We start from the raw sequence: 13,253 nt of genomic DNA, 5'->3' as shown, positions 1-13,253 counted from the left end.
TAACAACTATAATTAGTGCAAACATACAATTTTTAAGAAACTTTAAGAAAGGGTATAGGCAATTGTAACAATACTAACTTTGCTATTCGGGATTTTTAGTAATGCTTTTGCGCAAGCCTCTAATGTGGCTCCAGAAGTAATTACATCATCAATTAGTAAAAAATGTTGGTTGTGATCTTTTTCAGAGAAGGTAACATCAAATAATGAGTTTGAAACTTCTTTCCTTTTTTCTCTATCTTTTTTGGTTTGCGTTTTAGAGTATCTGTTTCTAAAAAGAAGAGTTGGATTGTATGGAATGTTAAGTTCAGTAGACAAAGCCATTCCATAGGTTGTAATTTGATTATATCCTCTTTCTTTTAATCTTTTTGGATGAAGTGGAACCGGAATAATTTCAGTAAATTTTTTACTTTCGGTAAGTACTTTTAATTCATTTGCATGAAGTTTTCCCAAATAAGTTCCTATTTCTTGTTTGTTCCTATACTTTAAATTGTGTACAAGATTTTGGACAATTCCTTTTTGATGAAAATAAAATAAGGAACCTCCAAATTCAATCGGAATTATGCCATAAAATTTTTTTGTTGTATCATTGTCTTCTAATTTATGATGATTGGTATACGGAAGGTCGTGAATACAAGCGCTACAGATAGTATATTCATTCTTTAATAGTAATGAATTACATCCGTTACAAAGTTTGGGATAAAGTAAGTTAATCAGGTTTTTAAGCATTTTATCGAAAAATTATACCAACATTTAGTTTTTTGAATAAATTTAGAAAAAAATTATAAAAATGGCATTAAGCAAAAATAAAATAGCAAAAATTAGCATCATTGTATTGATGCTTTTGGCTTTATTTTTTAGTGTCAAATACTATAAAGTAACTGATGAATTTGAAACTTATGTTGAAATTGCCGATTTAGAAAATAAAGTTCTAGATAGTCAATTAGCTGAAATTCTTCATAAGTATGACTCTATTAGTTTAAAAAACAGAGAAGATAGTGTTAGATATAATGAGCAAATTCGTTTACTACAAGGTGGAAGTTCTATAGCGGGTGATTCAAAACTAGTATCAGCTGAAGATTCTATAGTATATTACGCTAAAGTTCAGCAAGCAAAATCAAATAACAGTTTCAAAGCTAAATCAGGATTGGCTTCAAAATCAGACAAATTAGCGGCATTAAATATTAATGTTAAAGGTGTTAAGATTTATTCAGATAACTATGATTTGAAAGACACGAAAATTCAACAATTGCGAGTTTGTTTTACTTTAGAAGAAAATCATTTAGTAAAATCGGGTCAAAAAACAATTTATGTTCAAGTTGTTAATCCAAAGAATCAAATCATATCTTCTGGAAATACCTCAGTTGAGTCAGATTTAAAAGTTAAATTACAATATAGTGCCTCTGTTGATGCTGATTACAAGAAGAAAGACACAGATGTTTGCACCTATGTTAACTTAGAACAAAAGAAGACCATAAAAGGAAAGTATAAAATTAATATTTATCACGATTTTGTTAAAATAGGCACTACTGTTTTCGAATATTAATATTTCTAATTTTTATTCTTCAATTTCTTTTCTTTATTTCATTCCTATTTTTACTTTTGCACTATGGCAAAACAAGATGATATTTTTAAGAATGTAGTTTCGCATGCAAAAGAATACGGATTTATATTTCCGTCAAGCGAAATTTACGATGGTTTAAGTGCGGTTTATGACTATGCACAAAATGGTGTTGAGTTAAAGAAAAACATCCGCGAATATTGGTGGCAATCGATGGTGCAAATGCATGAAAATATTGTAGGATTAGACGCTGCAATTTTAATGCATCCTACCACTTGGAAAGCTTCTGGACACGTTGATGCATTTAACGATCCATTAATCGATAATAAAGATTCTAAAAAAAGATATCGTGCCGATGTTTTAATTGAGGATTATGCCGAAAAATTAAATCAAAAAGCACAAAAAGAAATCGACAAAGCACGTGAGCGTTTTGGTGCTGCTTTTGATGAAGAGCAATACAAAACAACCAATCCACGTGTGATGGAATATTTGTCTAAAAAGAAGGAAATTTTGGAAAGAATGGCGCGTTCTTTAGAGACAGAGAACCTTGCCGATGTAAAAGCTTTAATTGAAGAATTAGAAATTGCTTGTCCAGAAAGCGGTTCAAAAAATTGGACCGATGTAAAGCAATTCAACTTAATGTTCGGAACTAAATTAGGTGCTTCTGCTGAAAACGCAATGGATTTATACCTTCGTCCAGAAACGGCTCAAGGAATTTTCGTAAATTTCTTAAATGTTCAAAAAACAGGTCGTATGAAAATTCCATTTGGAATTGCTCAAACCGGAAAAGCCTTTAGAAACGAAATCGTTGCTAGACAATTTATCTTCCGTATGCGCGAATTCGAACAAATGGAAATGCAGTTTTTCGTAAAACCAGGAGAAGAGATGAAATGGTACGAATACTGGAAAACGACACGTTTAGCTTGGCATCAATCGCTTGGTTTAGGAAAGGAAAATTATCGTTTCCATGACCACGAAAAATTAGCACATTATGCCAATGCAGCTGCCGATATCGAATTCAACTTCCCATTCGGATTCAAAGAATTAGAAGGAATTCACTCGAGAACCGATTTCGATTTGAAAGCGCACGAACAATATTCAGGTAAAAAATTACAATATTTTGACACGGAAGAAAACAAAAACTATGTGCCTTATGTAGTAGAAACTTCGGTGGGATTAGACAGAATGTTCTTAGCTGTTTTCTCAAAATCACTACAAGAAGAAGTGTTAGAAGATGGTTCTACAAGAACAGTTTTACGTTTACCTTCGGTTTTAGCACCAACAAAAGCTGCTGTTTTACCATTGGTAAAAAAAGACGGCTTACCAGAAGTTGCACGTAAAATCATCGATGATTTGAAATGGGATTTCAATGTAGCGTATGACGAAAAAGATGCTGTAGGAAGACGTTACAGAAGACAAGATGCTTTAGGAACACCATTCTGTATTACAGTAGATCATCAAACATTAGAAGATGAAACGGTAACTATCCGTCACAGAGATTCTATGCAACAAGATAGAGTGAAAATTTCAGCATTACGCGATATTATCAATAATGAAGTTTCGATGAGAAATTGGTTGATGAAAATGTAGTTGAGAAGTAAAAAGTAAAAAGCTCAAAGTAAAAAGTAAACCCCGAATTTCATTTTAAATTCGGGGTTTTTATCTCTAAAGCTTTTTAAACTGCGACTGAATACTGCGACTGTAAACTACTCACTCAAAGCATTCCAACCTCTAGCTTTCAATGCAATCTTTGTATTCGCTCTTGTGATTAAATGATTTCCTTCAGTAGCGGCAACCATGTGTCCAATTACGGTGAAATTTGGATTGCCTTTGATTTTATCAAAATCTTCCATTTTAATGGTGAAAAGCAATTCGTAATCTTCGCCACCACTTAATGCTACAGTGGTAATATCTAAATTAAATTCTTCGCACACATTTATCAATTGTGGATCAACTGGAATTTTCTCTTCGTATAAATTACAACCTACATTACTTTGCTTACACAAATGTAAAATCTCGGACGACAAACCATCCGAAATATCAATCATGGCAGTTGGTTTTACTTCTAATTTTGCTAAAAGTTCTTTGATATCGGTTCTAGCTTCTGGTTTTAATTGACGTTCAATTAAATACGTGTAATCGTCTAAAACGGGTTGGTTGTTTGGATTCACTTGAAACACTTGTTTTTCGCGTTCCAAAACTTGTAATCCCATGTAAGCAGCCCCAATATCACCCGAAACTACTAACAAATCATTTTCTTTTGCACCATTACGATACACAATATCTTCTGAATTTGCTTCACCAATTGCAGTAATACTAATAATTAACCCTTTTTGCGAAGAAGTGGTATCGCCACCAATTACATCTACATTATAAATTTTAGAGGCTAACGTTATGCCATCAAACAATTCTTCCAAAGCTTCTAGAGGAAAACGATTCGAAACCGCTACCGAAACCGTAATTTGGGTTGGAGTAGCATTCATGGCGCAGATATCAGATACATTCGCAACAACAGCTTTGTATCCTAGGTGTTTTAACGGCATGTAAGCCAAATCAAAATGAACGCCTTCCACTAATAAATCAGTCGAAATTACCGCTTTTTTATCACCAAAATTCAGTACTGCAGCATCGTCACCAATACTTTTTAGTGTTGATTCCTGACTAACAGTAAAGTTTTTTGTTAAGTGTTCAATTAAGCCAAATTCACCTAATTGTGATAAACTGGTTCTGCTTTGATTTTTATCTTCTAACATGGATTATTTTTTTGCAAAAGTACGATTTTATTGTGATACAAATATTTTAACGCAAAGCCATGCAAAGTTTTTTCGCAAAGTCACGCAAAGTAAATTTTAAAATCTGTGGTAAAATCAGCATCACTACACCCCTAAAGTCCCCTCAAGGGGACAATTCCTTCTATAAACAATTCACTTTAAATCTTTTAAATCAAAAAAGTAAAACGCCTCTGAGTATCTCTTTTCAACACAATCCACTTCAAAAAATCTCCGTGTAGCTCGGTGTAATAAATTTGTGTAACATTATGCAAAATTAGAGGATTAAAGTTTTGTTAAGTTCTATAAAGAGCTTTATAATTTTTTTAAATCTCGGAGTAATAACTCCCAGCTTCCAACTCTTTCAGCTTCTCATAAATCAAACTCGTTTCATAGCCTTTTCTAAGCAAGAAATCGACGAATTTTTTATTCTTTTTTTGTCCTTTTCGTTCGGTAATGCTATTCCAATGTTTTTCGGCTAATAGATGGAAGTTTTCTAAATAAGTTTCTTCTGGAATTTCTTTCAAAGCTATCGTTATAAGACGAGAGGAGATATTCCGAAATTTCAACTCATTTACAATACGATTTTTGCCCCAAAATTTATAATTGTGTTTGCCACGCGCAAAACTTTGAGCAAAACGTTCTTCATTAATAAAGTTATTTTCAATAAGATGAGTTAATACGGTTTCTTTCTCAGTAGTTGATAACGAAAAAGAATATAATTTTTCTTCCACTTCCTTATAACAACGCTCCTGATAAGAACAATAATATTCCATCTTGGTATAGATTTCTTTTAAGGTAAATGAGGTTTTATTAGTTTTCAATTCGTTAACAATTTAATAATGCAATAAATATTTCATAATCAAAAAATTATGATTTATCTTTGTAGGCTTTTCTAATTTTTGAAAAAAATTATGCAAGCATATCATTTTAATTGTAAAAATATGAAATTAAAATTATTTATTGTTGTATTATTTACCTCAGTTATGAGTTGGGGGCAGGCTGTTTTGCCTGTAACAAGAACTTTATGGAATTCTACACCAACTGGATGGACAGATACGCCTTTATTGTCTTATCTAACAACTTTTGCTTGTTCAGGTAATAATGGTGCAAGATTTGACACTACTGGAAATTTAAAAATTGTTAATTTTGATTCAGCTCCAGATCAATTAAGTTTTGTAGTTAAATCTAATACTGCTGCATCGACTTCTGTTTTATTAGTTGAAGAGTCTGCAGATGGTATTAGCTATAGTACTGTTGTTAGTTTAACCGGAACAGCAGGGCTTCCAACAACTTGTACAACTAGAGGACCTTATACATTGCAAGCAACTACTAGATATGTGCGATGGACTTTCACAAAAGGGTCTTCTAACTTAACAATGGATGATGTAAGTATTACAAAAGCTGTTGCTACTGACGAAGTTAATTGGTGTAATGTTCAATCACCAGCAAATGGTACTATTACGCAAGGTGGGACATTTAATGTGTATGCTCAAGCATATGAGCCAGGTGTTACTGAAGCAGCTGGAATAGGAACAGGAATACAAGGATGGATAGGATATAGCACTGCTAACACAGACCCAAGTACAGCAGGTTGGACATGGGTTGCTGCAAGTTTTAATACACAAGTAGGTAATAATGATGAATTAGTGGCAGATATAGGTTCAGCTCTTGCGCCAGGTACTTACTATTATGCTTCTCGTTTTCAATTAAATGGAGGGCCATATAGATACGGAGGATATAATGGAGGATTCTGGGATGGTAGTTCTAATGTAAACGGAGTTTTAACAGTTAATCCATCTGTTGTTGATTGGTGTAATGTACAATGGCCTGCTAGCGGTTCAATAACGGAAGGAGGTACTTATACAGTGTATGCACAAGTTTATGAATCTGGGGTCACTGATCCTGCAGGTCAAGGAGCTGGAATTCAAGGTTGGATAGGGTATAGTACAGCAAACACAGACCCAAGCTCTGGAGGCTGGACATGGGTTGCTGCAAGTTTTAATGCACAATCAGGAAATAATGATGAGTATCAAGCAGAAATAGGTTCACTATTATCTGGTGGTACCTATTATTATGCTTCTCGTTTCCAATTAGGAAGTGGGGCTTATAGATATGGAGGATTTAATGGAGGATTTTGGGATGGTACTTCAAATATAAATGGAGTTTTAACTGTTTCTGCACCAGAAATTAATGTACAAGGAAATAGTATTACTATTGTTGATGGTGATGCAACACCTTCTTTAACTGATGATACTAATTTTGGAAGTGCAACCGTATCTACTAATATTGTAAAGACATATACAATTCAAAACACGGGAACATCAAACTTAACCGTTTCAAATATTACTTTAGCAACTGGTTCAGTATTTACTATAGGTGGAATTACATTACCAACAACAATTACTGCCGGAAGTTCAACAACATTTACGGTGACTTTCAATAGCGCAACTGCGGCAACATTTAATGATGTGGTTACCATTTCAAATAATGATAGTAACGAATCAAGTTACGATTTTGCTATAACTGCAGAAGCAACATCACCTGTAGTAAATTGCGGGGATTTGTTTATTTCAGAATATATTGAAGGAAGTAGCAACAATAAAGCAATAGAAATTTATAACCCAACAGCCGCTCCAATTAATCTATCAAGTTATGATATAGCTTATTACACAAATGGAAATCCTACCGCTTCAGGCAATGTTGCATTAACGGGTACTATTTTGGCTTACGGAACTCATGTTGTTTCTAATTCTAGTGCAAATGCATCTATATTAGCTATTGCAAATCAAACTTCTGGGGGACTAACTTTTACAGGAGATGATGCTATTGCATTGAGAAAGTCTGGTGCGGTTATAGATGTTATTGGTCAAATAGGAACTGACCCAGGTACTGAATGGGGAACAGGTCTTCAATCTACAGCTGATAATACTTTAGTTAGAAATTTTGCTATTCAAATAGGTGATGCAAATGGAGCAGATGCTTTTAACCCTGCTTCAGAATGGACAGGTTATGCTACAGATTACATTTCTGACTTAGGGGTACACTCTAATTCATGTGCGCCTGCAGCTCCAGAAATTAATGTACAAGGAAACAGTGTTACTATTTTAGACGGAGACACTACACCAATTGTAGGCGATGACACTAATTTTGGATCAGCTGACATTGCAGGAGGTATTATTGTAAAAACATTTACCATTCAAAATTTAGGGACTGCAACATTAAATATTGGAACTATTACAATTGGAGGTGCTAATGCTGCTGATTTTACTGTAACTTCTGCTCCATCGGCAACTGTAGCGGCTGGTGCTTCAACAACTTTTCAAGTTACATTCGATCCTTCAGCTGTAGGGACAAGAAATGCAACTATTTCAATTGTTAATGATGATTCTAATGAAAATCCATACGATTTTGCTATCACAGGTAATGGATTTGCAACACCAAGTATTGTTTTAAGTTCATCTAATCCTGCAGTTACAGCTTCTAATATAACACAAGGAACTACTAATAATGTTGTGTATGCATTTAATTTAGCAGTAACAAATGCTAATGCTACTTTAAACAATGTAGTTTTTAATACTTCAGGTACATATGCAGCATCTAATATTACCAATTTCAAATTGTGGTATTCAGCTGATGCAACTTTTAACAGTGCCTCTGACACAAATCTAGATAGTGAAACACTAACTTTAGGTCCAGGTTCACATACATTTACAGGATTTACGCAATTAATAAATGATGCAACAACTGGATATTTCTTTATAACTACTGATGTTCCTTGTACTGGAACAGCCAGTAATACAATTGTTGTTGATGCAATTACTACGGCTGATTTAACCTTTGTTTCAGGAAATAAATCCGGAACTGCTTACGCAAATGATGCACATACAATTCAAAGTGCTATTCCAAATAATGTAACAGGAGCAGTTACATCGGTTTGTGAAAATGGTACAGCTACAGTTAGTTGGACAGCTCCAGCAGGTTGTAGTGACAATGTATTGGTTTTTGCTACAGATGGAACATTTACAACGGCAATTCCATCAGGAAATGGTGGGGCTTATACAGATAACTCCGTTTTTGGTTCAGGAACTGCTTTTGATGGTGGATTTACAGTTTATAAAGGAACAGGAACATCTGTTACTATAACAGGATTGACAAATGGAACAACCTATTATTTTAAAATATTTACTAGAAACGATTTAAATTGGAGTAATGGTGTTGAGGTTAGTTGTACACCAACTCTTGCTTATTGTACTTCTGGTGCAACATCAAATTTAGATTCAGAAATTGAAAACGTTACTTTAGTTGGATATTCTACTTCGATTTCAAATAATACAACAAACGCTTGTACAACAGGAGTAAACAACTACACCGTTATGAGTGCTGATTTACAAGTGGGAGGAAGTTATACCGTTTCAGTTGAATTTGGAGATTGTAATGATGGTACTCAATATGATGGGGCCGGAGGAGTTTGGATTGATTGGAATAACGATGGTGATTTTCTAGATGCCAATGAAACAATAGGAACAGTTCTTGTTGCGGTTTCTGGTGGTAATGTTATTGAAAACTTTACAATTAACGTTCCTGGAGGTCAACCTGTAGGAAATTATAGAATGAGAATTGTTCAAATAGAAGGAGGTTCTTTAGGTACAATTTCTCCTTGTGGAACATTTACTTATGGTTCAACAGAAGATTACACAATTGAAGTTGTTAATACTTGTATTCCAACACATACAGTTACAACATTTACGCCAACATCTGGTCCAGTAGGAACAGAAGTAACGATTAATGGAACTGGACTAACTGGCGCAACTGTAACTTTCTCTGGTGTTAATGCAACAATTGTTTCAAATACTGGAACTCAAATTGTAGCAATAATTCCTGCCGGTGCTACAACAGGAATGTTATCGGTAAAAGATACACAACCTTGTAATATTGATAATGCTTATACAATAATAACTCAAGATGTTACTTCATGTGAAGGAGTCTCAACAACTGATTTAATAATTTATGAATTACACGATGAGCAATCAGGTGATGGTGGGTTTATAACATTATATAATGGTACTGCAACAACGGTTAATTTAGCAGATTATAGCATTTATAGAGCTGGAGATTATGGCGGAGCTATGTCTAGCTATGCTATTTTATCAGGAACAATTGCTCCTGGAGCATTAGGGGTAATTACAGTTGATGCTGCTAGTTGTGGAACTGCAACTAATGGTGATTTAACCGCTGGTTTTAATGAAAACGATCAAATTCAATTAAGAAATGCGGCTGGAACGATTGTTATTGATGATGTACATGCATACATTACAGGCCCTGGATATTATATGGTAAGAAATGCTGGAGCATTAAGCGCAAGAGCAACTTATGTTGCGGCTGATTGGTCTACAACTCCTTTAGTTGCTGGACAATGCATTCCTAGTGCTGGTTTAGTTCCTCCAGTTAGTGTAGCGCCAACGGTTAATACACAACCTTCATACACACCATCTTGTGCTTCTACTTCAGCTACATTAACAACTTCTGGTTCTGAAGGATTTGTAGGTAGTAATCCATTAGCGTATCAGTGGTTTTATGCAGCACCGGGTAGTGCTACATGGACAGCTGTTGTTGATGGTGGCATTTATAGTGGAGCGACAACGGCTTCTTTATCAATTTCTGATATTTCTGGAGTTATTAATTATCAATATTATTGTCAAATAAGAGAGAATTCGGTAACATGTTATTCAGCAACTAATGCGGTTAAAATTACCGATACAAATGCTACAACATGGAATGGAACAGATTGGAGTAATGGTATTCCAGATGCAACTAAATTTGCAACGATTAACGGAAATTATGATACAGCATTACATGGAAGTTTTGAATGTTGTAGTTTGTTAGTAAATGCTACTTATACTTTAGATATTCAGGCTAACAATTATGTAGAAGTAACAAATGATATTACAAATAACGGTACTTTAAATGTAATGAATAATGGTTCTTTAGTTCAAATTAATGACTTAGGTGTTAATACTGGAAACATTTCATATAGAAGAGCAACAACAGGAGTTCCTTTAGATTACGTTTATTGGTCTTCTCCAGTAGATGGAGTAAATACACCAAATGGATATATTTATACTTGGAATCCAGATGTGTTAAATCCAAATGGAGGACAAGGAAATTGGGTAGCTGCTACAAATACTTTAATGCAACCTGCTGTTGGTTATATTATGAGAGGAGTTCTGTCTAGAAACTTTATTGGTGTTCCAAGGAATGGAGTTTATACTCCTACAATAAAAAGAGGTAGTGATATTGGTGCAGGTTCTGTAGGACCAAACGGCGTAATGCGATTAGATACAGATGATAACTGGAATTTACTAGGAAATCCTTATCCATCAGCTATTAGTATAGGTTCATTCTTAGCAGCAAACACTGAATTAGATGGTTTTGTTCGCTTATGGACTCATGGAACCTTACCAAGTACGGCTATTGCTGATCCGTTTTATGATAATTTCGTGTCAAATTATACAGCATCAGATTATATTGCAATTAATGGATCTGGAGCTACAAGCGGAAGTGGTACGTTAAGTGTTATTGGTGGTGGACAAAGTTTCTTTGTTTTAATGAACTCTGGAACTGCCACAACAAGTACGGCTTTATTTAACAATGCAATGCGTGATAAAGGATATTCTAATAGTCAGTTTTATAGAAGCGAAAACAATGTGTCTCATAATACCGTTGGTGGAGACGTTGAACGTCACAGAATTTGGTTAGATTTAGTTACTCCAAGTCAAACAATACGCACGTTGGTTGCTTATGTTGAAGGGGCAACTCAAGAGAAAGATAGAATGTTTGATGCTACTACTGGTTATAAATCAGCTCAAAACTTTTATTCTTTAATTGATGAAAATAACATTATGACTATTCAAGGAAGAGCGCTACCATTTGATACTGAGGACAAAGTTCCATTAGGATTTAAAACCAATGTTTCGGGGGATTATACACTTGCTCTTGCTGAAGTTGATGGATTATTTAGTGCTAATCAAAATATCTATATAGAAGATAAAGATTTAGGTGTAATTCATGATTTGAAAATAGCACCATATAATTTTATTGCTAATGATGGAATTCATAATTCAAGATTTGTATTGCGATATACTAATGAGACATTAAGTAATGAGGATTTTGAATTGAATTCAAATGTATTAATTACAGCTTCTAATACAATTTCGATTCATGCCTTAAAAGACACTATCCAAAGTGTACATGTTCACAATGTTTTAGGTCAAGATTTATTAGTTCAAAGAGAAATTAATGCAAGAACATTTGAAATTTCTTCATTACAGAAAAACACAGTGCCGTTAATAGTTCAAGTTACATTATCTAATGGTGTTGTTGTTACGAAAAAAATTATTTATTAATAATAAATATAAGTTGTTAAAGCCCAATCTTATTAAAGATTGGGCTTTTTTTATTTCAATTGAAATCAATTTTGTATTTTTGAACATTATCAAACAATCACAATGGACAATATAAAACAATACGTTCAAGAAAATAAAGAACGCTTTTTAAATGAATTAATCGAACTTTTAAAAATTCCATCTGTTAGTGCAGATAGTGCTTATGCTCATGATGTTGTTTTAACTGCTGAAGCTGTTAAGGCAAGTCTAGAGAAAGCAGGTTGCGATTTTGTAGAACTTTGCGAAACACCAGGTTATCCTATTGTTTATGGAGAAAAAATAATCGACAAAAACTTACCAACAGTTTTAGTTTATGGACATTATGATGTGCAACCACCAGATCCAATGGAATTATGGACTTCGCCACCTTTTGAGCCTGTAATTAAAACTACAGAAATTCATCCTGAAGGAGCCATTTTTGCTCGTGGAGCATGCGATGATAAAGGCCAAATGTACATGCATGTGAAAGCTTTTGAATATATGATTCAAAACAATTGTTTGCCATGTAATGTTAAGTTCATGATTGAAGGTGAAGAAGAAGTAGGTTCAAAAAGTTTGGGTTGGTTTGTTGAAAGAAATCAGGAGAAATTAGCTAATGATGTAATCTTAATTTCTGATACGGGAATGATTTCTAATCAGCAACCATCCATTACAACTGGATTAAGAGGTTTAAGTTATGTTGAAGTAGAAGTTACAGGGCCAAATCGCGATTTACATTCGGGATTATATGGTGGAGCTGTAGCAAATCCAATCAATATATTAACAAAGATGATTGCTTCCTTACATGATGAAAACAATCACATTACCATTCCAGGGTTTTATGACAAGGTTGAAGAATTGTCTGCTGCTGAAAGAGCTGAAATGGCAAAAGCACCCTTTTCATTAGAAAATTATAAAAAAGCGTTGGATATTGAAGATATTCATGGCGAAGCGGGTTATGTAACTAACGAGCGAAACTCGATTCGCCCTACATTAGATGTTAATGGAATTTGGGGTGGTTATACAGGTGAAGGTGCTAAAACAGTAATTGCAAGTAAAGCATTTGCTAAAATATCTATGCGTTTAGTACCAAATCAAGATTGGGAAGAAATAACTGAATTATTCAAAAATCATTTTGAAAGCATTGCACCTAAATCAGTAAAAGTTAAGGTAACGCCTCATCATGGTGGACAAGGGTATGTTACTCCAATTGATAGTGTTGGATACCAAGCCGCCAATAAAGCCTATACCGAAACATTTGGTGTACCAGCAATTCCTGTTCGTTCAGGAGGAAGTATTCCTATTGTGGCTTTATTTGAAAAAGAATTAAAGAGTAAAACTATATTAATGGGATTTGGATTGGATTCAGATGCTATTCATTCGCCAAATGAACATTTTGGGGTTTTCAATTACTTAAAAGGTATTGAAACAATTCCGTTATTCTATAAATATTTTACTGAAATGAATAAATAATATGAATCCCGATGTACTAATCGGGATTTG

At 34.1% G+C, this 13,253-nt stretch carries 7 protein-coding genes; 4 read left to right on the top strand and 3 right to left on the bottom strand.

Annotated features, from left to right (window positions below):
• Positions 1-42 precede the first annotated feature (42 nt).
• Positions 43-726, bottom strand: a complete 684-nt coding sequence (locus tag LOS86_RS13135) for a ComF family protein (protein ID WP_231842527.1) — start codon at positions 724-726, stop codon at positions 43-45.
• 61 nt (positions 727-787) lie between these two features.
• Between LOS86_RS13135 and LOS86_RS13130 the strand changes: the two genes are divergently transcribed.
• The gene (locus LOS86_RS13130; protein WP_231842526.1) at positions 788-1,543 is read left to right on the top strand and encodes a DUF8428 domain-containing protein; all 756 of its coding nucleotides are present in this window, start codon (positions 788-790) and stop codon (positions 1,541-1,543) included.
• Positions 1,544-1,606: 63 nt separating this feature from the next.
• Positions 1,607-3,148, top strand: a complete 1,542-nt coding sequence (locus LOS86_RS13125) for a glycine--tRNA ligase (RefSeq protein ID WP_231842525.1) — start codon at positions 1,607-1,609, stop codon at positions 3,146-3,148.
• Positions 3,149-3,264: 116 nt separating this feature from the next.
• Here the strand turns inward: LOS86_RS13125 and thiL are convergent, their stop codons facing one another.
• Both thiL and LOS86_RS13115 read right to left on the bottom strand, forming a co-directional pair.
• Positions 3,265-4,311 carry a thiamine-phosphate kinase gene (gene thiL, locus LOS86_RS13120; RefSeq protein ID WP_231842524.1) on the bottom strand — a complete coding sequence of 349 codons (1,047 nt, stop codon included), beginning with the start codon at positions 4,309-4,311 and terminating at the stop codon, positions 3,265-3,267.
• Between the two features lie 341 nt (positions 4,312-4,652).
• On the bottom strand, positions 4,653-5,150 hold the full coding sequence (locus tag LOS86_RS13115; RefSeq protein ID WP_309508770.1) for a regulatory protein RecX: 498 nt from the start codon (positions 5,148-5,150) through the stop codon (positions 4,653-4,655).
• A 120-nt stretch (positions 5,151-5,270) separates the two neighbouring features.
• Here LOS86_RS13115 and LOS86_RS13110 point away from each other — a divergent pair, with 120 nt between their 5' ends.
• Together LOS86_RS13110 and LOS86_RS13105 are read left to right on the top strand one after the other, a co-directional pair.
• Positions 5,271-11,732 carry a RemA C-terminal-like gliding motility protein gene (locus LOS86_RS13110; protein ID WP_231842523.1) on the top strand — a complete coding sequence of 2,154 codons (6,462 nt, stop codon included), beginning with the start codon at positions 5,271-5,273 and terminating at the stop codon, positions 11,730-11,732.
• A 102-nt stretch (positions 11,733-11,834) separates the two neighbouring features.
• Complete coding sequence (locus tag LOS86_RS13105) at positions 11,835-13,223, top strand: dipeptidase (RefSeq protein ID WP_231842522.1); 1,389 nt, start codon at positions 11,835-11,837, stop codon at positions 13,221-13,223.
• The last annotated feature ends 30 nt before the right edge of the window (positions 13,224-13,253 follow it).

Origin of the sequence: Flavobacterium cyclinae (assembly GCF_021172145.1) — a bacterium.
Classification (GTDB): domain Bacteria; phylum Bacteroidota; class Bacteroidia; order Flavobacteriales; family Flavobacteriaceae; genus Flavobacterium; species Flavobacterium cyclinae.
This window is presented reverse-complemented; position numbering and strand designations above follow the sequence as displayed.

What these genes read in the sequence shown, in the direction of transcription:
- LOS86_RS13135 (WP_231842527.1), bottom strand. Translation starts at nt 726, where the DNA reads ATGCTTAAAAACCTGATTAACTTACTTTATCCCAAACTTTGTAACGGA.
- LOS86_RS13130 (WP_231842526.1), top strand. Translation starts at nt 788, where the DNA reads ATGGCATTAAGCAAAAATAAAATAGCAAAAATTAGCATCATTGTATTG.
- LOS86_RS13125 (WP_231842525.1), top strand. Translation starts at nt 1,607, where the DNA reads ATGGCAAAACAAGATGATATTTTTAAGAATGTAGTTTCGCATGCAAAA.
- thiL (WP_231842524.1), bottom strand. Translation starts at nt 4,311, where the DNA reads ATGTTAGAAGATAAAAATCAAAGCAGAACCAGTTTATCACAATTAGGT.
- LOS86_RS13110 (WP_231842523.1), top strand. Translation starts at nt 5,271, where the DNA reads ATGAAATTAAAATTATTTATTGTTGTATTATTTACCTCAGTTATGAGT.
- LOS86_RS13105 (WP_231842522.1), top strand. Translation starts at nt 11,835, where the DNA reads ATGGACAATATAAAACAATACGTTCAAGAAAATAAAGAACGCTTTTTA.